This window comes from Paenibacillus sp. SSG-1 (genome assembly GCF_002224835.1).
Taxonomy (GTDB): domain Bacteria; phylum Bacillota; class Bacilli; order Paenibacillales; family Paenibacillaceae; genus Paenibacillus_AQ; species Paenibacillus_AQ favisporus.
The window spans coordinates 2,443,704-2,467,433 of record NZ_MBRK01000001.1 but is presented as its reverse complement, the minus strand read 5'-3'; the positions used below and the strand labels follow the sequence as shown (position 1 = coordinate 2,467,433).

General features: G+C 52.1%; 19 protein-coding genes. 4 read left to right on the top strand and 15 right to left on the bottom strand.

Annotated features, from left to right (window positions below; all coding sequences use genetic code 11):
* Positions 1–36 precede the first annotated feature (36 nt).
* A complete protein-coding gene (locus BCV73_RS11475; protein WP_089547184.1) occupies positions 37–447 on the bottom strand; it encodes a PaaI family thioesterase in 411 nt (136 codons plus the stop codon).
* A gap of 180 nt (positions 448–627) precedes the next feature.
* On the opposite strand from BCV73_RS11475, the gene BCV73_RS11470 reads away from it, so the two are divergent.
* A complete protein-coding gene (locus BCV73_RS11470; protein ID WP_089547183.1) occupies positions 628–1,611 on the top strand; it encodes an MBL fold metallo-hydrolase in 984 nt (327 codons plus the stop codon).
* 118 nt (positions 1,612–1,729) lie between these two features.
* Here BCV73_RS11470 and pepF read toward each other — a convergent pair whose 3' ends face one another.
* Both pepF and BCV73_RS11460 read right to left on the bottom strand, forming a co-directional pair.
* On the bottom strand, positions 1,730–3,529 hold the full coding sequence (pepF, locus tag BCV73_RS11465) for an oligoendopeptidase F (protein WP_089547182.1): 1,800 nt from the start codon (positions 3,527–3,529) through the stop codon (positions 1,730–1,732).
* A 95-nt stretch (positions 3,530–3,624) separates the two neighbouring features.
* Complete coding sequence (locus tag BCV73_RS11460) at positions 3,625–4,512, bottom strand: AraC family transcriptional regulator (protein ID WP_089547181.1); 888 nt, start codon at positions 4,510–4,512, stop codon at positions 3,625–3,627.
* Between the two features lie 148 nt (positions 4,513–4,660).
* On the opposite strand from BCV73_RS11460, the gene BCV73_RS11455 reads away from it, so the two are divergent.
* Complete coding sequence (locus BCV73_RS11455) at positions 4,661–6,145, top strand: sulfatase (RefSeq protein ID WP_089547180.1); 1,485 nt, start codon at positions 4,661–4,663, stop codon at positions 6,143–6,145.
* A 144-nt stretch (positions 6,146–6,289) separates the two neighbouring features.
* Here the strand turns inward: BCV73_RS11455 and BCV73_RS11450 are convergent, their stop codons facing one another.
* The 5 genes from BCV73_RS11450 to BCV73_RS11430 all read right to left on the bottom strand — a co-directional run bounded on the left by BCV73_RS11450 (position 6,290) and on the right by BCV73_RS11430 (position 11,391).
* Positions 6,290–6,973, bottom strand: a complete 684-nt coding sequence (locus tag BCV73_RS11450) for an ABC transporter ATP-binding protein (RefSeq protein WP_089547179.1) — start codon at positions 6,971–6,973, stop codon at positions 6,290–6,292.
* Positions 6,970–8,094 (bottom strand): ABC transporter permease, encoded by a 1,125-nt coding sequence (locus BCV73_RS11445; protein WP_089547178.1) that lies wholly within the window; start codon positions 8,092–8,094, stop codon positions 6,970–6,972. The genes BCV73_RS11450 and BCV73_RS11445 overlap by 4 nt, the downstream gene beginning before the upstream one ends.
* Before the next feature lie 66 nt (positions 8,095–8,160).
* Positions 8,161–9,537, bottom strand: a complete 1,377-nt coding sequence (locus tag BCV73_RS11440) for a sensor histidine kinase (RefSeq protein WP_089547177.1) — start codon at positions 9,535–9,537, stop codon at positions 8,161–8,163.
* A complete protein-coding gene (locus BCV73_RS11435; RefSeq protein WP_089547176.1) occupies positions 9,534–10,211 on the bottom strand; it encodes a response regulator transcription factor in 678 nt (225 codons plus the stop codon). The genes BCV73_RS11440 and BCV73_RS11435 overlap by 4 nt, the downstream gene beginning before the upstream one ends.
* Positions 10,212–10,404: 193 nt before the next feature.
* Entirely contained in the window at positions 10,405–11,391 is a 987-nt protein-coding gene (locus BCV73_RS11430) for a phosphotransferase enzyme family protein (RefSeq protein WP_089547175.1), read from the bottom strand.
* Positions 11,392–11,676: 285 nt separating this feature from the next.
* On the opposite strand from BCV73_RS11430, the gene BCV73_RS11425 reads away from it, so the two are divergent.
* Positions 11,677–14,109, top strand: coding sequence for an S-layer homology domain-containing protein (locus tag BCV73_RS11425; protein WP_089547174.1), 2,433 nt, complete (start codon positions 11,677–11,679; stop codon positions 14,107–14,109).
* A gap of 165 nt (positions 14,110–14,274) precedes the next feature.
* Here the strand turns inward: BCV73_RS11425 and BCV73_RS11420 are convergent, their stop codons facing one another.
* From BCV73_RS11420 to BCV73_RS11410, 3 genes are all read right to left on the bottom strand, one after another.
* Positions 14,275–14,997, bottom strand: coding sequence for a GNAT family N-acetyltransferase (locus BCV73_RS11420; protein ID WP_256992823.1), 723 nt, complete (start codon positions 14,995–14,997; stop codon positions 14,275–14,277).
* A gap of 33 nt (positions 14,998–15,030) precedes the next feature.
* Positions 15,031–16,794, bottom strand: coding sequence for a dihydroxyacetone kinase subunit DhaK (gene dhaK, locus BCV73_RS11415; RefSeq protein ID WP_089547173.1), 1,764 nt, complete (start codon positions 16,792–16,794; stop codon positions 15,031–15,033).
* Positions 16,795–17,155: 361 nt separating this feature from the next.
* On the bottom strand, positions 17,156–17,572 hold the full coding sequence (locus BCV73_RS11410; RefSeq protein WP_089550204.1) for a nuclear transport factor 2 family protein: 417 nt from the start codon (positions 17,570–17,572) through the stop codon (positions 17,156–17,158).
* Between the two features lie 265 nt (positions 17,573–17,837).
* Here BCV73_RS11410 and BCV73_RS11405 point away from each other — a divergent pair, with 265 nt between their 5' ends.
* Positions 17,838–18,704: an SPL family radical SAM protein gene (locus tag BCV73_RS11405; protein ID WP_179231962.1), complete on the top strand. Its 867-nt coding sequence runs from the start codon at positions 17,838–17,840 to the stop codon at positions 18,702–18,704.
* A 113-nt stretch (positions 18,705–18,817) separates the two neighbouring features.
* Here BCV73_RS11405 and BCV73_RS11400 read toward each other — a convergent pair whose 3' ends face one another.
* The 4 genes from BCV73_RS11400 to BCV73_RS11385 all read right to left on the bottom strand — a co-directional run bounded on the left by BCV73_RS11400 (position 18,818) and on the right by BCV73_RS11385 (position 23,711).
* Positions 18,818–19,681: an SDR family oxidoreductase gene (locus BCV73_RS11400; RefSeq protein WP_089547172.1), complete on the bottom strand. Its 864-nt coding sequence runs from the start codon at positions 19,679–19,681 to the stop codon at positions 18,818–18,820.
* Between the two features lie 243 nt (positions 19,682–19,924).
* On the bottom strand, positions 19,925–21,406 hold the full coding sequence (locus tag BCV73_RS11395) for an S-layer homology domain-containing protein (protein WP_089547171.1): 1,482 nt from the start codon (positions 21,404–21,406) through the stop codon (positions 19,925–19,927).
* Between the two features lie 132 nt (positions 21,407–21,538).
* Entirely contained in the window at positions 21,539–22,234 is a 696-nt protein-coding gene (locus BCV73_RS11390) for a response regulator transcription factor (RefSeq protein ID WP_076165977.1), read from the bottom strand.
* Entirely contained in the window at positions 22,209–23,711 is a 1,503-nt protein-coding gene (locus BCV73_RS11385; RefSeq protein WP_089547170.1) for a sensor histidine kinase, read from the bottom strand. The genes BCV73_RS11390 and BCV73_RS11385 overlap by 26 nt, the downstream gene beginning before the upstream one ends.
* Between the last annotated feature and the right edge of the window lie 19 nt (positions 23,712–23,730).

Genomic DNA, 23,730 nt, shown 5'->3' with positions numbered 1-23,730 from the left:
CTGCTCCACCTTTGTATTCTGAATATTGTTGGCTTCTTACTCCTGTTTTGAGCTAAACAATCCTCTTCCGATAGCAATCGCTTTACCGGTTGTATCGGCAGCCACGATGTCTGCGATGCTGACGGTCCTCCCCAGCTTGACTACGGAAGCGGTAAACAGCAGATCCCCTGCCCTCCCGGGACGCAGGTAGTCAATTTTGAGATCGACCGTCGGTACCGGCTGATTCAGCTGGCTGAACACGGCAAAATATCCGGCGATGTCGATGACAGTGGCAAGAATCCCCCCGTGGATATATCCGTCGACGGAGGTATAAAAAAGCTCGTTATAGGGCAGCCGAATCGTAACGGACTGCTCGTTCACTTCTTCGAGCCGGATGCCCAGAAATTGATGAAACTTCGTACCGGTCAGAACCGGCTCAATTGCTTCTCGAGTTAAAACGGCGGCCATTTGAGGTTCACCTCCTTTTTGTTTGCCTGTGAAACATTTTTATTCATACTAAACCGGTAGGAATTAAAAGTCTAATTGAACTTTTCTATAAAAAATCAAATAAAATCTATATGTCATTGACGCAGGGCTCGACATTGATCTATAGTTCTCACTAAACTTCGACAAAGAGGAGATCAATTCATGGAGACGCCGCTGAAGCAAATCTATCAGATTCGCATCCCGCTTCCCTTTCGACTCAATCACGTGAACAGCTATCTCGTTCAGGACGGGTCTTTTTGGAGCGTCATCGATCCCGGGCTGGACACCTTAGTTACCGAGAAATCATGGGTGCAGACGCTGCATCAGCTCAATGTAAAGCCCTCTGATATCCGCAATATTTACATCACGCATTTCCATCCTGACCATTATGGGTTTGCCGGTAAGATGCAGCGCTGGACGGAAGCCGACGTTATCGCAAGTCCCGATACATTTACCTTGGCCGAGCGTTATTTCAGCAAAGAGCAGGGGGTGCGAAATCTCCATTTTTATTTAAAAAGCGGCATGCCGGAGACGCTAGCTCAGGATGTAGCTGAGCTGGATTCGCGGCTGCTCCATCAAATTTCCCCAATTACGGGTACAAGGGTAAACCTGCTCGAAGGTGACTCGATCGTGCTCGCCGGGGAGCCGTATGAAATCGTACTTGGCGGCGGTCATGCCGAGGGCAGCGTGGGTTTTTGGAATGTGGAGAGGCAGGCGCTGATTGGCGGGGATCTGCTGCTGCAGAAGATCACACCCAACATCACGTATCAGTTCGAAGAGGATGAGGGAAATCCGCTTGAGTCATATTTCGAGACGTTGAACGCGCTGCAAAGACGGATGGTTCGCACCGTTCTGCCCGGACACGGACCGGTGTTTCAGCCGCAAACGGACTATTTTGAATCGGTGATCGCCCACCATAAGGAGCGGCTCGATCATGTCCTGGGCATTGTACATGAGGCTGGAAGCGCTGGTCTTACGATATATGACATTAGCATGAGTCTGTTCTCCAAAGTTTTTGACAATGACAGCGCACGGTTTGCGCTTGGGGAAACCGCAGCACACGTACGTTACCTGGAACGACAAAAACTCTTGCGGGTGCAAGAGTCCGGGGGAAAGTATTCCGTTTTTGAAAATGTACAATATTAGCTTCACATAGCCGTGATTCCACACATCCAGCAAAAGTAGTACGATTCTCAAACCATCTCGATCTAAAAATAAGAAAGGTCCGGTAAATCCGGACCTTTCGTCTCTTTCATGAAAAAAATCAATACAAACTTTCAAGTTCATCGATCAGGGAACCGACATAAGCGGCCGCACTCCGGATCGGATCGGGCTGAGACATATCCACCCCGGCCAGCTTCATCAGTTCCAGTGGGCTCATAGAGCCACCGGCTTTTAACACTTCGAGCCAGCGGTCCACTGCAGGCTGTCCTTCCTCCCGGATCAGCTTAGCAACGGCAGTAGATGCAGAGAGGCCGGCTGCATAGGTGTAAGGATACAAGCTCATATAATAATGCGGCTGGCGCATCCAGGTTAACTTGGCTTCTTCGACGATGACCACGTCCGCTCCCCAGAACGATGACAGGATATCGCCTTTCAGCTCGCACAAGGTTACCGCAGTGATCGGCACATTCTTCATGGCCAGATCGTAAACTCTACGCTGGAGCTCGCCTTCCAGTAAATGCGTCACAAAGTTATGGAAGTACGTACCGAGCAGTTGCGAAATCACCCAGCGGCGCATTCTAGGTTCATTGGACCGCGTAAGCAAATGATCCGCCAGCAAGAGCTCGTTCATCGTCGACGGTGCCTCGATAAAATACAGGGACGGACGGGCATTCGTCAGCCGCTGGTATTTCCCTGCGAGCATCAAATGGCCGGCATGCCCTACTTCGTGAGCGAGCGTAAACGCCCCGCGCATGCTGTCGGACCAGCTGATCAGAATGTACGAGTGAACGCCCGGAATCGACGAGCAGAAAGCCCCCGTGCGTTTGCCGGCGTTGTCCGCGTAATCCACCCAGCGGTTGCGGAAGGCATCCGATACGATTTCCCCGTACTCCGGTCCGAGGATAGCCAGAGCTTCCTTGATCAGTTCACCGGCTTCCTGAAAGGATATTTCCGGGTTGTAATCGGGATCGAGCGGCGCTTTCAGGTCGGCAAACGTCATCTCATCCAACTGGAGCACCTTTTTCTTCAGAGCGGCATATCTGCGCATATGCGGCGCAAGCTCCTCCTGCAAAATATCCAGGACGTTATTGTACATCTCCTTGGTGACCTGCTGTGGCTGCAAAAGCATATCAGTCACGGACTCGTAACCGCGCAGACGGGATTCAATGACCTGTCGCTTGACTTCGGTGCCGTATGCCTCGGCAAACGTATTCCGGTATTTGTGCAGCGTGTCGCTGAACGCTTTAAACGAGTTGCGGCGCAGTTTCGTATCAGGCGATTCGCAGTACTTATTCTCGTACAGGGCAAACGAGACCGGAACTTCTTCCCCTTCGCCGTTCACCGCCTGCTTGAAGGTCATATCGGCCAGCTTGCTCCGTTCATAAATCCGGTAAGGGGCATCCAATACCTCGCCCAGCGAGGCCAGCACCTTCTCCGTTTCTGCCGTCAAGCGGTGGGGCTTCGTTTGCAGGAGCAGGTGAAGGCTGCGCTCGAATTCCCTCAGTTCGGGCTGATCTGCTATGTACTGGTCAATCGTACCGTCCGGAAGCGCAATGATTTCGGATTTGATAAAAGACAACGCCGAGCTGACCTGCGAAGCAAGGTCGCGCGCTTTCGAAGCGTTCCTCTGATTCTCCGGATTGATGCTGTCGCCGGACTGATGCAGGTAGGCGTACGCTCCTGCCCGGCTCATTCTGCCGGAAAGCTCTTCCTGGGCCTGCAGGCAGGCCAGCAAAGTGTCAGCGCCCTGACTTAGTTCGCCCTCATATTTCGTCACCGTGCCGATATCCCGCTGAATATCAGTTAATTCTTGTTCCCATGCTTCTTTGGATGGAAAGATATCATCCAAGTTCCAGGTGGTTTCCACCGGCACTTCAGCCCGTGTTAAAATTTTCGACATATGCAAAGCCCCTCTCCCATGTACTTGAATTGACCATTGTATAAATACCAATATGCTCCATTGTATCATAGATGGATACTGTAACGGTAAGCGTTTTATTGATACAACGAATTGTTCTTCCGGTAGTGTGAAGGGGACATGCCGACGATTTTGCGGAAGGTGGCCAGGAAGTGGCTGTACTCCTCGAAACCGACTTCAGCGGCGATTTCCGCAAGCGGCCTGTTTGTGGCCAGCAGCAGTTCCTGTGCTTTCCCGATTCTTACCTGCAGCGAATACTGGTAAGGAGACACCATTAAATGTGTGCGGAACAGCAGACGCAGATGGCCCTCGCTCGTATTGGCTACCTTGGCCAAATCTCCAAGTCTAATGGGTGCTGCATACGATCTTTGAATAAAAGCGCAAACTTCGCGCACCCTCTCGTCGATGACCGGTTCCGGGGTCATCAGATGCGGCTCCAGAACGCGGATCATTTCGGCAAACCAGTTCAGGCAGACTGCCTGTGTCTGCAGTTGCCTTGCGGCCTGGGAGATGGATAGCATACCGTCTCCTCTGCTGGAAGCCTTCTCCGAATCACGCGGCTGCCAGGCACGAACAAGATTATACCAGCTGTCCTTAAGCCTTTGCCCATCCTCAATGTTTTGAATCCGGAAGCGGGGAGGCAGCCCGTACAATTCGGACCACTCGATCCCATGCATGTAGGCTGACACACTGGCTGACAAATAATGGATCGCTCCTCCTTCCCCCTCCCCTCCTTCCGTCATAAAAGTGGTGTTTGGCGGAATCAGGACTACTTCTCCCGGCTGCAGGTCAAAGGCTTGTGCTCCAGCGAGCAGCCTGCGGCGGCCGGCCAGAATATACCACAGTGTAACGCCGGGGTTGCGGTACCCCGGAGCGTTCCATTCCGGGCTGCGGATCCATTCAAACGCAAACTGCAGAACCACTTTGTAGGGTTCATGAACGATTCCAATCGGATCAGGGAACATGTTTCAACAGCCACCTCGGGTTCGGTATGACAATGCCATGTTGTTCGTTTTTTATGAGAAAATCATCGTTCTTTTCTACTGGATCATCTTTCGTTTATTTTAACATAGATCTATGAAAGAGGACCTGGTCCAAGAAAGGGATGATGGAATGAAGGCCATTATGGTCATGTTTGATACGTTAAACCGGCGCATGCTTCCTTCCTATGGCTGCGATTGGACGCATCTTCCCAACTTTCGCCGATTGGAAGAGCGGACAGCGGTTTTTGACCGCAGCTTTGTCGGCAGCATGCCATGCGTGCCTGCACGCCGGGAACTGCATACCGGGCGCTATAATTTCCTGCATCGGAGCTGGGGGCCGCTTGAGCCATACGACGATTCCATGCCGGAAATTTTGAAAAACGAAGGTGTACATACGCATCTGGTCACGGATCATCAGCATTATTGGGAGGATGGCGGGGCGACGTACCACAGCCGCTATACGACCTACGAGTTCATCCGCGGTCAGGAAGGCGACGCCTGGAAAGGCCGGCTGAAGGACCCGGTCATTCCGCCCCAAGCCGTCGACCGTCCGCTGACGGGCATGTTCCGCCAGGACTGGATCAACCGCGAGTTTGCCAAGGAAGAAGAACGTTATCCGCAAGCGTTAACCTTTGAGGCGGGTTTGGAATTTATCCGGGCGAATGCAGATCAGGACCGCTGGTTTCTGCAGCTCGAGACCTTTGACCCCCATGAGCCGTTTCGGGCTCCGGAACGGTTTCGAAAGCTGTACCCTCATGCATATGAAGGCAAGCATTTCGACTGGCCGCCGTATGAAGAGGTCCGGCAGTCCCCGGAAGAAGTGGAGCATTTGCGGTATGAATATGCCGCCCTGCTGTCGATGTGCGATCACTACCTCGGTCAGGTGCTCGACTTGATGGATCAGAACGCCATGTGGCAGGATACGATGCTGATCGTGAACACGGACCACGGATTTCTGCTGGGCGAGCATGATTGGTGGGCCAAATGCATCCAGCCTTTTTACAACGAGGTGGCCCATACACCGCTCTATATTTGGGATCCGCGTTCGGGCGTTCAGGGGGAGCGCAGACAAAGCCTGGTACAGACGATCGATTTAGCGCCAACCCTGCTGGAGTTCTTTGATGTTGAAATCCCTGGGGATATGACCGGGCGCCCCCTCCGAGACACCATTGCGCTGGATACGCCAGTGCGCAAAGCCGCATTATTCGGCTTGCACGGTGGCCATGTGAACTGTACGGACGGACGGTATGTGTACATGCGTGCCCCAGCAGGCCCAGAGAACGGACCGCTCTACAACTACACGCTCATGCCAACGCATATGCGCACACGCTTTTCGGTCGAGGAGCTGCAAAACATCGAGCTGGCACCTCCGTTTGCATTTACCAAAGGCGTGTCCCAGATGAAAATCCCCTCGGAATCGTTGGAACGTTACCATGGATTCGGCACGATGCTGTTCGATATGGAGAAGGATCCCGGGCAGAAGCATCCGTTCCGGGATGAGGACATCGAGCAGAAATTAATCGGTTACATGCTGGAACTGATGACTGCCCACGATGCGCCGGAAGAGCAATATGTTCGGCTCGGCTTGGAGGGATACAGACGTAAGGCGAAGTGATATTTTACAAAAACTTTATAAAACAAAAAACGGCAATCTCCTCATAAACTGAGTTGGGGATTGCCGTTTGTTCCATTTAGACCTTCGCCGCTGTTCGGGTAGATCCCAGGCTTATATCGTATATTTTACCTTATTTATCGAATGTCACACCGGATGCTCCGTCAGCTTTCCTTTTTCCAGATAAAATACCCGGTCGCAATATGGGAGCACCCTGTCGTCATGCGTAACCATCACCGCGCTTTTCCGCTGCTCCTTGACCTGCTTCGCAATCATGGCGACAACTTCCAACCCGCGCGAAGCATCCAGGCTTGCTGTCGGCTCATCGGCGAACAATACGGCGGGGTCATTCATCAGCGCCCTGGCGATCGCCACCCGCTGCCGTTCACCCCCGGAAAGCTTATGCGGATAAGCATTTTTCCGATGCGTCAGCCCCATCTTCTGAAGCAGTTCGTCAGCCCTCGCCGCGCAAGCCTCCTTGCTGCTTCCCGCCAGCTTAGCCACGAGCATCAGCTGCTCCTCCACCTTGAGATACGGTATCAGATTGGCATTCTGAAAAATAAAACCCATCTTCCGCAGGCGCAGCTCTGAAAGAGCTTGTTTGTCCTGGCCAATGATGGACTTGCCGTCTATCAAAACGTCTCCTCCGGTTGGCTCCAGCAGCGCCCCAGCGATCGATAAAAATGTGCTCTTACCGGAGCCCGACGGTCCCATGACAGCGACCAGCTCCCCCTCCGCCACCTTCAAGTTGAGACGGTCCAGGATCGTCCGCTGAAATCCACCGTCTGCAAAAGTGCGTGTGATGTCGTGCAGTTCCAAGCGATTGTTCATGCTGCTGCCCTCCCTATTGCGTCCAATGCTTCGATGCGGGCTACCTTCCACACCGAAAACAGCGAGCCAGCCAAGGACATCGCGATAAACGCAGCGCAGGTAAGCGCCAGCATGTCTGCTCCTAACTGAAACGGCATCGTCCCGGGAAGCGCCATCTCCAACACTTTCACCAGGAAAATGCTGACTGCCAAGCTGAATACGGACAAGAGCAGTACTTGAAGCGTCACGCTTCCGGCCAGATACGCGGTGCGCGTGCCAATCGCTTTGAGAATACCGAATTGGCTCGTTTTTTGAATCGTGATGACGTAAAAGAAGACAGCCAGCACGAACGCCGAGATAACAAACAGGAACGCAATCATCATCAGCAGCGAACCCTGTTCCTCTTTGTATCCGGGAATCGCCGACACAGCATCCGCCTTCTTAATGATCTCTGTGTTCGGAACCGCACTTTGAAGCTTAGAGACCTGAACCTCCGTTGCTTTAACCGCAACCGCGTTATATACGGCCTGCCCTTCGGCACTGCCGGAACCTGATTGCGCAGACGATAGCGAATGAAGCCCCATCCACTCCTCCTTGCTCAAGAACACGGCCGGGGCGTGGCTGAACGACTCATTTTTGACAAAACCGGTTACGGTCCACCGGATTCCCGAAGCTTGATCGACCAGAATGGATCCTAATCTGACGCCGTGCTCCGCCAGCTTCTCATCCACGACGACACCGCCTGTTTCCTGTTTCTCCGCAGCCCCCATAGTTAGATCCGGTGCCAGCCATCCTTTGGGATTAACGGCTAACAGCGCAACGTCGATTTTTTGAATGTCACCGGAAAGAACGACGCTCGTCATTTGCACCCCCAGCGGCTCCGCATTCGTTTCGCCCACGACGGACCGGGTCTGTTCGAGCTTCTCCCCACTGATCTGTGATCGGGTAAAGCGATGATCGGATCCTTGCTCCAGCACGAAATGGGTGGCGGGCATATTTTGGATCGATGCTGCATTATCATAGGCCAAGCCCTGGGCCAGACCCGTGACGAACAGCACGAGAAACGAAATCAGCAGCATGATGGCTGCAATCAACGTATACCGGGCCTTGGCGAATCTGATTTCCCGTAAAGCTAAGTACATCCTGCTTCCCTCCTTTGGAATGAGTCCAGTATAGGAAGCGAATGTGAACGGCGCATGAATGGCAAATTACAACGCAGGCAGCGTAACGGTAAAGCTGGTTCCTTCGGGTGAACTGGTTACCTCGATGTGGCCTTCGTGAAGCTGTACGATCCTTTTGACAATGGCCAGTCCAAGGCCTGTGCTTCCGGAACCCCGTTCATGCGCCCGGTCTGCGCGATAGAAACGGTCGAACAAGAAGGGCAAATGCTCTGCGGCAATGCCGTCGCCCGTATCCCGGATTTCCACCTTGATGTCGGCATGCGTTTGTTCGGCATGAACGGTAATGGTCCTCCCGGCAGGAATATGTTGAGCAGCGTTTCCGATCAGGTTCATCCACACCTGAATAAGGAGCACGTCGTCTCCAGTTAACGTTATTGATTTGGGTATAGATATTTTCAGCAGAAGCTCTTTCTCCTCGATACGCCACTGGAGCATCTGAACCGCCTGACGAACCTGATCCCGCAGGGAAAATGTTTTCCGGTTAACTGCAACCTGTCCTTGTTCCAAGGATGAAAGCAGGAGCAGCTGCTTGCTGAGCATCGAAAGATGGCGGCTTTCCTGTTCGATGATAGATGCATAGTGCGCAGATTCCTCAGAAGATAGACGGGACCCGCCAAGCAGTTTGGCAAACCCCTGAATCGACGTCAGCGGCGACTGGATTTCGTGCGAAACGTTGGACACAAACTGCTGTCTGGCCGCGTCCGTACGCTCCAGTTCCCGGCTCATGACCATAAAATGCTCGGCGAGCCTGCCGATTTCGTCCCTCCGTTTGGTCGGCAGCACGATATTGTAATTCCCCTGCGCGATACGCTTCGTTGCCTCCGACAACCGGGTCACCGGCTTAACGAGATAGCGTGTGCTGATCAAAAACAAGACGACGCTGATGGCTACCGTTAAGATCCCGACCAAAGCGAAAAAAATCCGCAGCTCCCCAAATTGCAAAATGACGTCAGGATGCATAAACAAAGCGAATTGACGGCCGCCTGCCGCGACGGGTACCCCGACCGTATTGCTTAACCGGTTATCGAAGAACCCGGAGATAAAAGGCTTGTTCGGGAATTGGGCTACCCCGTGATAGATGTCTCCCTGCAGAACCCCCGATATGGTACTTTCACTCAAGTCCATTTTGCGAAAACTGCGGCCGTAATCGCGGTCATCCTTGTCCCCGTCCGTCAAATAAATCTGATATCCAAGCGCTGCCGCATTCTGCAGGTAGGCATCGACATCGGCAGGCTCATCCTCCAAGAACCGCTTCATTTGGCTGGCGATTCCGACGAGCTTCTCGTCGTTGAACGGTTTGAGTTTGACATGGTAATACATATTGGAAGCCAAAAAGCCGAGCGTGCTGCTGACAACAATCACAATGAGGGTGATAAGAAACACACGCGAGTACAGCGATTTCATCGTTTGGGCACCTCTAATTTGTACCCGATGCCCCTTACTGTTTGAATGAAGAAATCGTCTGTATAGTCCGCAAACCGCTGACGAAGCCGCTTGATATGGACATCGACCGTTCGGTCATCCCCCTCGTAATCGGCTCCCCATACCAGCCGGATCAGCTCGTCCCGCGAAAACAGCCTTCCCGGATACTGGGCAAGCTGCGAGAGCAGCTCAAATTCCTTCATCGGCAGCAAAAAGACGCTCTGACCATCGGTGACCTCCACGTTGTTCCGGTCGATCACAATTCGGTTCAAATAAAGCGTATCGCTTGAGGTGCGCTGATAGCGGCGGAACAGCGCCTTGACGCGAAATACGAGTTCCTCCGGTTCAAACGGCTTGGTCAGGTAATCATCTGTTCCCCGGGAGTAAGCCTCTTCCTTGTCGGTTAGCTGATCCTTTGCCGTCAGCATAACGATGGGAATATCGTAATTTTCCCGAATATATTCGCACAGCTCGTACCCGTCCATATATGGCATCATGATATCCACGACGGCGAGGTCAATGTCATGCCTATCCATCATTTTGGCTGCTTCCATACCGTTCTCGGCTTCATAGACTTGATAGCCCTCTCTCGTCATGACGAACCTCAGCAATTCACGGATATGGCTGTCATCGTCCACAATCAGCAGTTGTCTCATCAAAACTCCCCCACTTTATACAACATTCATAACGATCAATATATCAAAAGGAGATGAACGGCATATGAACAAAACAATACAAAACTTTTCTCTCCGATTAGTTCCCATTGTTCCCCGCTCTGTCTGCATCTAAAAAACAGGCTTAAACAACAAAAAGAGAAGCCCCATTGGGCTTCCGGCTTCCGCTCACAGCTTACACTTTGGAAAAGATCCGCTCACCCTGCAGGAACGGCTTGCAATATTCTGCGCACAAGCGCGGCATCCTCTCCCGCATCCACCCATGAACCGCTTCATTCGGCATTTGAAATGCATAATATCCGATGATTGCCACGAGCGCAAAGCCATCCAGCAAGACCCTATCGTCTGGGCTAATGCTGCGTCCTATCGCTTCATAATACCCATCCAACAGCACGTCCCTGTGTTCGGGCGGCACCATCATGGCCCCCATCGCCACGTCAAGCAGCTCGTAGCCTTGTCCGAAAAAACCAAAATCGATAAAGCTCATGATCCCTTCGGGTGAAATAATTACGTTCCCTAATCCCAGATCTCCATGAACGAGCTTTTGCCTGCCGGAAGGAGACTCAGCTGACGCAGCTAAAAGCTTGTTGATTTCCCGCAAGGTTTCATCAATGATGTCGACATCGGATGCTGTAAACAGGCCGAGGTTGAGTCCTTTCCGGACCGTTTCCGCCAACCAATGATTGTAATCCATCCCCTGGCTGGGCCGGTTCTCCAACGTTTCGTGACGGTAACCGCGAAAAAAAGTGTGCAGCTCGCCGATTTGGCTGCCGAGCCTGCGTACCAATCCGGGTTGGCTGACATCCGTTTTATTCAGGTCCCTCCCCTCTAACCATGAGAGCATGGAGCAATTCAGCTGACGCCCATTATGCTCCATCACAGTGATCAAGCTCCCTTCCGTATTACGGATCGGGGTCTGGACTTTAAAGCCGCTGTTATGGGATAACTCCTCCAGCATATGCAGTTCACCCAGCAGTCCTTCATAGGTGTGCTGCTTACCGGTCATCCCCTCTTGGCAAGGCTGATGGATTCGCAGAACATATTTGCGGCCGTCTCCCGCATTTACCTTGTATGTTTCGTTTTCGTTATGCCGGAGAAAATCGAATGATGCCCCCTTAATGCCAAACCTTTGTGCCAGCCGCTCCAGTTCTTCGTTTGTCATGGATTATACCTCTTTGAATTGGGATGAATGCCTTCTAACCAAAAGATTATCATACGTCCAGCTGAATTTATAGATTGTTATCCGTAGTTGCTGTGAGTGTGCGGGCCCTATTTTTTTCGAACTATACTCTCCGGCTTCGCGAATTCCGATATATTCTATAGCTAAATAGAATGAACTATCGAAATGAAGTTTACAGGCTGCTAACTGAAGGCACGATGCTCAGCTTTAGTTCAATCTATATAGAAACAGCACGACTTATTTCATGACGCAAATAGGAGGAATTTTATGAATAACCGCTCGAAGTACGCGGCAATCATTACCCTGATCTGGGCATTTCAAATGGTAACCTCTTCGGTTCTCCCCGAATCCGCATCCGCTGCGGACGACCCTCAACCTGCTGCCATCGTTAGCGAAGGAGGTGCGGCAGATGATTCATCCTCAAATACCAACCAGATGACGAATGCCAGCACACAGCCGCAGATTGCCACCAGTGACGGAACAACCAGCTTTAGAGCAGGGAATAATACAATAGCCACTCCCGTCACCGTGGATTCGAATATTTCCATCATGAAGTCTGATACCCCCACTTTGTCCTCCGCTCAGGTTCGAATTACATCCGGGCTGCAATCCGGCGAGGACCTGCTTATGTTTGTGAATAACAGTACGACCCAATATGGCAATATCTTCGGAAGCTACGATTCATTTAACGGAACGTTGACTCTGACCTCTTCTGGAGCATCAGCTACGATTACCCAATGGCAGCAAGCCCTGCGAGCAGTGACATACTCGAATACGGCCATCACCCCCGATACGGCGAATCGCATCATCACATTTACGGTGAGTGACGGTACCGTTTCAAGCAATCCCGCAGACAAAACGGTGACAGTGACAGCGGTCAACCAGGCGCCGATTTTGACAACAACGGGTGGCACCTCTACCTTCAAAGGGATCCCCGTTGCCATCGATTCCGGCCTTACCCTTTCAGACTTGGATAACAAGACGATGTCAACGGCAACGGTCTCGATTTCGGGCAACTTTTTTACGAATGAAGATATCCTTGCCTTTATAAACGACGGCTCGACCATGGGTAACATTACAGGGAGCTATAATGCTGAGACAGGGACATTAACACTGACGTCATCTGAAGCATCGGCCACGATTGCCCAGTGGCAGCAAGCCCTGCGATCGGTGGCCTACTCCAACAGATCCACAAATCCGAATACGGCCGCGATAAGAACCATCACGTTCACGGTAAGCGACGGTATCGTAAGCAGCAATTCCGCCACCAAGACGGTAAAGGTGTCCAACCAGCCGCCCGTTGTGACAACAAGCGCCGGTTTAACCTCCTATACAGCCGGGACCGTCCCTGTCGATCCAGCACTGTCCATCTCGGATCCCGATGATCAGACTTTGGCTTCCGGCCGCGTGTCTATCGTCAGCCTGTATCATGCCGGTAAGGAAGAGCTCCAGTTCACCAACGATGGAGCGACGATGGGCAACATCATCGGCCGCTTCGATCCCGTTTCTGGTATGTTGACTCTGACATCGGAAAATGGAACAGCCACTGTTTCTGAATGGGAGTCGGCTTTTAGAAGCGTAACTTACATAAGCTCTGAAAATGCATCGGAGCCATCAAATCGAACCATCCGCTTTGTGGTAAGCGACGGCAACGACGAAAGCAATCAAGCCGATAAAGGCTTAACGGTTCAGGGCTTGACACGCTTGAGCGTCAACGCAAGCAGCTTACATATGGAGGTTGGCCAGAGTTCATCAGTCTTGTTGAAAGCTCTGTATTCGAATCAGTCTGAAACTGACGTTACAAAGTCAGCAGTATGGACTACTGCCGATCCAGCGGTTGCCGAGGTTACCAACGGCGAGATAAACGGTAAGAGTGCGGGCACGACTGTGATCACAGCCGTCTACGGGGGCAAGAGCGAATCATTGAACCTAACGGTCACAGCCAAGCCGGTCGTTTCTATCCCTTCCCAACCGGCAGATACACCATCTGCACCAAGTCCGGCCCCTGTAACGACGCCTACACCGACTCCAACTCCTACGCCAATACCGGAAATGCCGGAATCTTCATTCCGGAAGTTTATTCGCGCAGAGGATATTGCTGCTTCGTTCCGCCACGCCTTGGCGATGAACCATCCGGAGAGATTTGCCGATACATACACGCATTGGGCGGCAAAAGACATCGCGGTGGCTTCCCGGCTTGGATTGGTCAACGGATATGGTGACGGAAGCTTCAAGCCGGACCTTCCGATTAGCCGGGCGGAAATCAGTGAACTGCTTGTCAGAGCTTTCGCGCTTCGGCAAGGGAATGAGGTCGTTACCTTCAGGGATATGCATGATCATTGGGCGGCTGAGTCCATAGGCATTCTGGCTTCCAATGGAATTGTCAAGGGCAATGCAGACGGGCTTTTCCAAGCCGGGCGCAGCCTGACCCGGGCCGAAATGGCTCAAATGATGGCCAATCTGGCGGATTTATCTGAACTGGCCACCGGTGAAGCACGCCATTTTACGGATATTGCCGATTCATATTGGGCTAAGGATATCATCGGGCAAGCCGCAGCAGCCGGACTTCTCGAAGGCAGAGACGATTCCCGTTTTGCACCTAATGAACCCGTTACCCGAGCCGAAGCCGTCACGATGATTCTTCGGCTGTTAGGAACCAATTCAGACCTCCGTTCGCTGCTGGAGCAAAGCTCCAAGTAACGGATACACACAGCTTTAAACTTGATAGCCAGCTAGCCGGAAATTGCCTTGAGAGAATAAGAGCGTGTTTGGAACAAGTCCAAACACGCTCTCTTTCGTTCATCGATCTTCTTGAATTCCACTATCGTGTCCGCGAATTTTCAACTAACGCCCTAATCACGTTTATTAATAAATCGAAAAATTCACGCCATAGAAAGAAAGCCCCATTTTTCCCGCGACGCGCTGAGAAGATAGATTATCCGATGAGGTGCTGTATAGCGGAATACAGCCGAGCTCCCGGACGGCTTCAGCCCATCCCACCGTCGCTGCAGCAGCGTATCCCCTGCCTCGGAATTGTTCTAACGTTTCCAGCCCGGCTTCATGCGCCTTCGTACCGATGCGGACGCTGCGGCACACGGAGACGGCTCGGCCCTCCTGTACCACCGCAACGCAGGGCTGCGCATAGCTGACCTCGTCAGCGAGCCATTCGAATCCTTCCCGCGCAAGCTGCCTCACATTTTCTGGCGTAATTCGCTGCACATCCACGGATGGCTCTCTCGTTTCATTTTCAAAAGAAAAGCAAGGCCCCATCGTCATCTTTTTACCTTGCAGCAGGTTCCAATAATCCTTCTCATGCTTCGGCCTGTCTTGAAAGTCAACGACCGCAGCCTCTTCGGCACTCCATCTCTCCAGCTGTTTCACCAGTTGGTCAGGAACGTCGTGACGGAAACGCCAAACGCTCCCTCCCTCCGTGGTTCTTCCCAGAAACAATCGTGGAGCCGGGTCTGAACCAGGCCAAGGTTCATTGACCAGATGCAGGCGTCCGCTGCGGTCATGGGTAAACATAGCCTCCGCATGATATTCCATTAGATCCCGGGCGGAGGGTTTGTTACTAAGGCCATCATTCAAGATTTCATGCCCCCTTTGAGCGTTCTTAGAATCTCACTGATCGGATGGTTTAAGGGAATGCGCGAGTTCCGTAAAAATCACGCCTAATGCGTAGGCTCCCGCATCCGGGTAACCGATACTCCGGTCGCCAACCGTTCCGGCTCTCCCCATCCGGGCCGCAATGTGCTCGGTTTGCTTGGCCCCCTGAACGGCTGCTTCTGCCGCGGACAGGCCTGCGCCGATCAGATCGGTGCCCTGCTCAGCCGCCTTCGCCCAGGCTTCGGCATAGGGGACAAGCGCATCGATCAGCGTTTTGTCACCCACGACGGCACCCCGTCCAAAGGAACGCTCACCCGTATCCTGAATTCCCTTCACGGCAGCACTCATCATGCCGGCGATGTCCGTAACGGACAGCTCGCTCCGGTTCCCCGCAAATTTGCCTGCCGCCCGGAAGGCCGAACCCCAGATCGGACCGGAGGCACCGCCGCAATGCTCCATAATGATTAGAGAGCAGGCATCAAGAAATCCTCCGATATCTTGCGCCTGGGAGGTGAGTTCCTCCCACTCGGATTTGAGCTGCTTAAACCCTTTGGCTACGCTCATCCCAAAGTCACCGTCACCGGCATGAGCATCCAGCTCGCAGAACGGAATTTCGTTTTCGATAATGACGCCGCTCATGCGATCAACCAGATAAACCAGGTTTTCCAGTGTAAGCTTATTGTTGTGTATGATTCCATGCGCTTCATCGGTAGTGGCGCCGATGGATGCCGGGTGTCGGACGGTCTCTTCATCAGGTACGTACTGTACCGGCTCAAATGGCCCGCGGACGGTCAGTGCTGGCGTCTCGCACTCCTCGCTGAGCAGCTGCTTCAGCTGGGGATTCAGCTTCATGATCGACAGTGACGCACCGGCCATATCAATGCTTGTCATATAGTTGCCAACGAAAACTTTATACACAATGACGTTCCGTGCGGCAAGCTCACGTATGACCGCATGGTTCAGCAGGTACAGCTCCTGCAGCGGCGTGCCGCCGAATCCGTTTACCAGGACGGCAACCTCCGCAGGTGCACTGTCGCTGATACGCAAGCTTTCCAGCAGCTCGGCAACCATTCGGGAAGCCAGTTCGTCAGCCGTGATCAGCTTCTCCCGCCGGATGCCGGGCTCGCCATGGATGCCGACGCCGTATTCCATTTCCTGATCACCGATCTCAAACGTCGGACTGCCTTTGGCCGGCACCGTACAGGACGTGAGCGCAAACCCGATGCTTTTCACGTTATCGACTGCATTCTGGGCGGCCTGCTTGACTTCTTCCAGCGGTAAGCCTGCTTCCGCTGCGGCTCCTGCGATTTTATGTACGAGCACCGTTCCGGCAACGCCTCTTTTGCCGACAGTATACAAACTGTCTTCAACGGCGATATCGTCATCCACCTTCACGTAGTCGACTTGAATGCCGTCTTCGGCAGCGAGATGGGCCGCATTTTTAAAGTTCATGATGTCGCCGCTATAGTTTTTAATAATCAGCAGCGTCCCCTTCTTGCTCGCAGAAGAGCGGATCGCCTGGTACACCTGAATCTGGGACGGGGAAGCAAACACGTCGCCGCAGACGGCCACATCCAGCATGCCTTTGCCGACGAAACCCGCATGTGCCGGTTCGTGGCCGCTGCCGCCGCCGCTGATCAGCGTCACCTTATCCTGCTGGATCACTTTTTTCTTGATGATGTTGTATTTACGGATAAACTCAAGCTCAGGGTAGGCCAATACGAGACCGCTGCACATTTCCGCAACGAGCGTCTCCGGTCTGTTCATGATTTTCTTCATGAGATCACATCCTTTCTTAAAACACTCCAACACGCTATAACCATTATACCGTTGCTGACACCGATTTTAATGGATACGTCGTACGATTTCATCGGCCACCCCCGAATATCCTGCTTATTCAACATGATTGCTGCAACCAATACCTGTAATAAATGCAAAAAAGCCCGGCGCATGCCGGACTTTTCAAAACATATAAAAGCTTATTCGTTACACGCCTTCAGACGCTATCCGGATCGCCCGGTTCATCAAGACCGGCATGGCCGATCTGTGATTCTCATCAGGGAATTCCTCGTAACGGGTCTTGAGGCCCTGCGAGGCTTACTGCGACAAACGCCGGCCATTCCGATCAGGGATTCAGCTCTCAGTAGTTTTTCAGCGGCATCCCGACAAATTCATGGAAGGACCTGATCCGTTCGTCTTCAAATTCAAACACGACGGTAAGTACGTTGTGATAAGGTTGGTTACTGAGCATGCCTTCTGCTCGAAAAACGACCACTCCGTACTGAGAATCAAAGAGCTGAAACTGCGGGGTTAACGATACTTGCAGCACTTCCCTTTCAAATTGGACCAACTCAATGAACCGCTGCCTTCCGAACTGCGGCTCTTTCCAATCCTCATACGGCAAGGGTACGGAAAAACGGAAATCGTCAGTCACAAGCGCGAGAAAATCCGCCGTTTCACCGTATTCAAATGCGGTACGAAACGCTTCAAATGCCCTTCCGCAGGTCGTGTTGGCATCCCAAGCAGCTGTAAGGGGCTTCCCGAAATCAATATCCATTCTCATCATTATTTCTCCTTATTGGCAGTATTATCGTCTCGTCGAATCAAATGAGAAGACACGCTCAGGATACGAAATAAACAAGACAGATGATGGCTTATTTACCCAAAAAAAATGGAGCAGCTGTAAAACATTTTGCAACTGCAGCTCTGTCAATTTTACATGAACATGCGGAGGTTACGTAATAATTATTATGTTAACCAAGGTGAGTTCTCTCCCTAAATCTCCACCACATCGGTTACAATAGGGGAAAGGAGCTGTGGATATGAACATCGAAACGAAGGAAATCACGGCCAAAACCATCCTCACCGAAGTAAAAGGATACTTGGATGTGGGGTTCACCCACTCGTTAAATTCATACAGCGGCTGTGCCTTTGCCTGCAAATACTGTTATGTAAGGGAAATGCCCATCCAGAAATTTAAAGACATGCCCTGGGGAACCTGGCTGGAGGTCAAAACGAACGCGGCGGAAAATTACCGAAAGGAGATATTAAAGCTGCGGAAGAAAAACAAACCCGTTCATATCTTTATGTCATCCGCCACCGATCCTTATCAGCCTATTGAACGCAAAGCGGGCATAACCCGGGGAATTCTCGAGGAAATGATCAGCTATCCACCGGATTCGCTGCAAATTCAAACGCGCGGACCGCTCATCACACGGGACATTGACTTGTTGACTCAGCTTAAGGACAAATGTGAACTGCTGGTATCCATGACCGTGGAGACCGACCGGGAGGATATGAAGCGGATTTTTGCCCCGCTGGCACCTGGTATTCGCCTCCGTCTTAGTGCTTTGCAGGAAATTCGTGAAGCAGGAATCCGAACGCAGGCCTCCATCTCGCCGGTACTGCCGTTCACACCTGATTTCCCCAAGACTTTAAGCGGAATTGCAGATTACGTATGGATCGATACATTACTGATAGGTGACGGTATGCTTGGTAAGCGTTCAGCCAGACTCGGTATGCCAGCTCTTTTCGAGGAGCACGGAATAATGCCTTGGTACGACAAAGATATCCATTATCGGGTATTGAAATACTTCAAAAAACACTTTCCGCCGGACCAGATTCGCGTTTCCAAAGAAGAAGCTTTCCCGATGAAACAGACGGAAACTAAGAGAGATAAACACGAGTGAGACCACTAGATTTCACACCAGTCAAAAAGCTGCAGACCGGGTCATAAAAGACCTGTTGGTTCTGCAGCTTTCTTCATGCCATATCAAGATCTAGGCCAACGATCAAAGCTCACTTAGTTAAGCCCGCTTACAATCTGATCCAGTGCTTTTGCTATAGGCGTTAAAGGACGTCCAAGCAGCTTCTCAAAATCCTGGCTTTCGATCTCAAGCTGCCCCTCACGAATCCCCTGCTGAATGCCTACAACGATCGGGAGGGCAAACTCCGGAACCCCTGCTTGTTTCATGATGTCAGCATATTGTTCGTCGTCGACCTGCTGGAGCGGTACCTCTTTACCCAGCACATCACCCAGCGCATTCACCAGTTCCGCTTGTGTCAGCAGTTTGCCTGACAGCTCGTACACGGTGTTCTCATGACCTTCCCCCGCTAAAACAGCTGCAGCTGCTTCGGCATACTCCTGCTGCAGCGCCCAGCCAACCTTGCCGGATTCTGCGGACGTCACCCATGGTGCTCCAGCTAGAACCCCCTGAATGCTCGGAATCTCATTCTCCATGTACCAGTTGTTCCGCAGGAACGAATACGGAATGCCCGTCTTCAAAATCGCTTGCTCTGCTGCTTGATGAGGTGGCGCAAGAAACAGCTTGCTCTCAGCTGCATTTCCCAAGCTCGTGTAGGCGATGAAACCAACTTTGGCTCGTGCGGCAGCTTCCACCGCATTCGTGTGCTGCCGAATCCGGGTTTCGTTGTCTCCATCCGCGGAAATGATCAGCAGCCGGTCAATCCCGGCAAAGGCCTTATCCAATGTTTCCGGCACGTCAAAATCACCATGGCGGACGTCAATACCCCGGGCCCGAAGATCTTCAGCCTTGTCCGGGTTGCGCACGCTGACCGCCAATTGACTGGCAGGGACAGTCTGCAAAAGGGTCTCCACTACTTTTCTGCCCAGCTTCCCTGTGGCACCGGTAACTAATAATTTCATCCTGATTCCTCCATTGTAACGTTATGATCTTATTGTCCCATTATGATCTTAATTGTAACCATATTAGTAACAAATCAGTTATGTAACTATTATAGTTACAGGATTGTCATGTGTCAACTGACTAACCCTTTGCTCGTTATCTGTGTTCATAACTAGCAGTGATCCTATTAAACTTAAGCGTTAAAGAAAAGTAAAAAGCTGCCGGACATCCGGCAGCCGAAACGAGCAAAAGGCGTATAAGATTTAATTCGCTGTCAATGGAGTCTGGGAAGAACCGGCCCATTCACCCACCGGCGTGACGGTGTAGGTCGTGCCTTTCACAAGTTTGCTGTCTGGTGCAAGATCGAAGATACCCACGGCCCCTTTGCGGCTGGAGTATTTATAGGCGGCGGTCAGCTTATGCCCTTCCGCATCCGTCAGCTCGACACTGCGGCCCGAGAACAGCTCGTCTCCCGGGTCTTCCGACAGCGTAACCGTAATGGAAGTCTCGCTCACGGCTTCGGCACCGACGATGTCAAGCGGTGCGATGCTCTTCGCCACGAAAGACGGGTGTTCTATTTGCGCCCAATCCGAAGTCACGGTATAGGTGACGCCCGGAGTCAGGGTTTTGCCCTCAGGCAGGCGGAATTTCGGTTCCTGTCTGCCATCGGTCGACTGCGTGAATGGTACATATTTAGCGACCATCGGTTGTCCGCCCTCCGGCGTGATCGTTACCTCCCTGGCTTGTCCGGAGGAAATGATCTGATAGGTTTTGCCATTGGCGCGGTTGTTTTCGTCGAGGACGAAGGCAGCCGCTCCCCGGCCGGTGCTGTACGCGGAAATGACATATCCGTAGTCTACCACACCGTTCGCCTGCAGGGATTCCAGCTCAAACGTATCATTGGTTACCTGTCTGGCCTCGGTCATGTTCAGCTTGTCTGCATTCCCGGTAAAAGTCCCCGCGTGTGTTCCTCTGTAGGTCAGGGAGTATTGGACACCCTGCTGCTGAACGGAGGTTGGTACAATATAAGTAGCGATGGAACCCGTTTTCAGCCGCGGAAGATTGGTTAACGTAAGACCGCCGGTGAAGGCAAAGTCTTCTTTCGCTTTCGTAAATGCCTCGTTGTCCGCCGTTAATGGCGCATCGAACGTCACGATCAGCGTAATCGCATTTAAGGAACGGATGCTGGTGATTTTAGCTTTGTCCGACGGGATCGCCCGCTGCGCCATATTCAGTAAATACGCAGTTTCTCCGCGAGTGACCGGACCGCTGCCTGGATCAAGGCTTTCAGCCCAGTATTCCACGGATTTCGCATCCCGCTTCAGTGCTTTAGTTACAATCTGTACAAGTTCCGTTTTCGTTACGGTTCCCCGGGGCTCGAAACGGCCATCATTTGCTGGCATGATCCCTTGTGCTACCGCTTCAGCGGCATATTTCGAATACCATGCCTGCGGATTGACATCTGTGAATCCCTGCTGTGCCTGATCTGCACCTTGCAGACTAAACGTCAGGGTAAGCAATTTGGCCAGCTCCGCACGTGTGACTGGCTGTTCTAAGGCGAGTGAACCGTCCTCGTACCCCTGCATAATATGAAGCTGCGATAACTGACGGACTGCTTGGCTGATATCTCCTTCTCCGAGCGCCCTTGAATCGTCTGCGGCATGCACGGCACCGATAGGCAAGGCGGCTGTTCCCAAAGCTGCGGCCAGCATCAAGCCGGCCAGTTTGTTAGCATGTTTATTCATCGATGGTTCCTCCTTCAATCCCATAAATGGATTGGTGTTTGTCATGTCCCTATCGTAAACGAAACGGATAAACGGCCAAGAAACCCGGCATAAACAAAATCGAAACTTTATATTAACAATTTATTAAATCGGTTAGACGGTGAACCGGTATCCCGCTCCCCATACCGTTTCGATATACTGCGGGTTGGACGGATCGACCTCCATCTTCTCCCGCAGTCTCCGTACGTGTACGGTGACGGTCGCGATATCCCCGTTCGAGTCCATGCCCCAAATCCGTTCAAACAGCTCGCTTTTGCTGAATACCCGGTTCGGATGACTGGCCAAAAATTCGAGCAGGCTGAATTCACGGGAAGTAAATATAACCTCCTTATTGCGGACGTACACCCGGCGTGCCGCCTGGTCAATGACCAGGCCGCGGATATGGATTTCGGTTTTGTGGGCCGCTTCATGCCTGCTCATGAGCCGTTCATACCGGGTCAAATGCGCCTTTGCCCTGGCTACCAGTTCGCTCGGGCTGAATGGCTTCGTAATATAATCGTCGGCCCCCAGGTTAAAGGCGCGTATCTTATCGATTTCTTCATTTTTGGCGGAGACGATCAGGATCGGAACTTCCTTCGCCTGCCTGATCCTGCTGCATAATTCAAAACCGTTCAATCCCGGCAGCTGCAGGTCGACAATGATAAGATGGTAATCCGTTTCAAGAGCAAGCTGCAGTCCTTCGTCTCCATGATGGCACAAATCCACATGAAATCCGTTCAATTCAAAATAATCCCGTTCCAACTGCGCGATAGTCGTCTCGTCTTCAATAATCAGAATGCTGCCGGCCATCTCTGCCTTCCCCTCCTTCGTATGTGATACGCCGCAGCGTGAAGAACACGCGTGTACCAACACCTACCTCGCTTTCCACCCAGATCCTGCCCCCATGCCCCTCAATGATTTGGCTGGCTATGGCCAGTCCCAGACCGCTGCCTCCGGTTGAAGAATTCCGCGAAGCTTCGGCGCGGTAGAATCGTTCGAAAATATGCGGCAGTGCTTCTTGCGGAATCCCCGTCCCGTTATCGCTGATTTCGACGGTTACCCATTCCCGTCCGGGATGTACGGAAATATGAATGTTCTTATGTTCTTTATCCATGTAGTTCTGAGCGTTCCCGATTATATTAAGAACGGTACGCTTTATTTTTTCCAGGTCGGCAAATACGTTGACCGGCGGAATGGGCCGATGAGCCCATCCGATGACCACTCCCTTCTCTTCCAGAACGTATCGCTGCTCCTCGATGCAGTCGTCCAGAAAGTCGACGATATCAACCGCCACAAGCGTGAACGGCACCTGTTTCAGATCCAGCTTGGAGTACAGGAACAGCTCATCCACAAGCTTGTCCAGGTCAACGGCTTTGGAATAAATGATGTTGACATACTTGTTCATTTTTTCGGGTGTATCCGCCACTCCATCACGAATGCCTTCAATATAGCCTTTAATATTGGTGATCGGTGTCCGCAGGTCATGTGAAATGTTCGAGATGAGCTCCTTCCGGTTCGCCTCATCCTCCAGCCGCAGCTGAACCGACTCCTGAAGCCTTTTCCGCATGTTTTCAAAAGCTGCATTCAGCTGTCCGATCTCATCCTTTGTATTCGGTTCAAGCGAAAACTGCAAATTGCCCCTCTGAATGTGCTCTGCCGAGTGACGAAGCCGGTCCAGCGGCTTAACAACGCTGCGCGTAATCCAGCGGAAGAGCAGCGCATTGAATATCACAATGATGCCTGCCAAACTAATGACGAATGCCGGGAGAAGCTTTCTCGTGACTTCGCCAAACGGACTCCGCTCGCGGATGACGAACACACTGCCTTTCTGGCCGTCCGAGTAAGGGAAGTCGTATTTGGCGTACGCATAAAAACGCTCACCGATATTAAACGTACTGCGAATTTGGTTGTTGTTCAGGTCATAAGGCGGCAGATGGCGTTCCAGCTCAGGCTGGTTGAACGTATACGACTGGTAGATGCGTCCGCTCTCACGGCGTACATACAGCCCGGCTCTGACCGTTTTGAGCTTGAAATCGAAATCCTTCAGCAGCTGCTGATCCTGTAATCGATCCGGCTCATTTTTGGCAAGATACTTCAATTCCAAAAAAATAGATTCTTCTTGTTCCGTCAGCGGATTGAGCTGATAGTGGACTTTGTAAAAATCGCGCAGGCTGTGCACGTCGCCCGTCGCCGCGATCGTAAACAGGCTCGCCGTCATGGCAAAGACCAACAGGCTGATGAGCAGCATGCCGGTATAGGACAATAAAAGCTTGATGCGGATGGACATTTGCTCACCTCCATCTTTG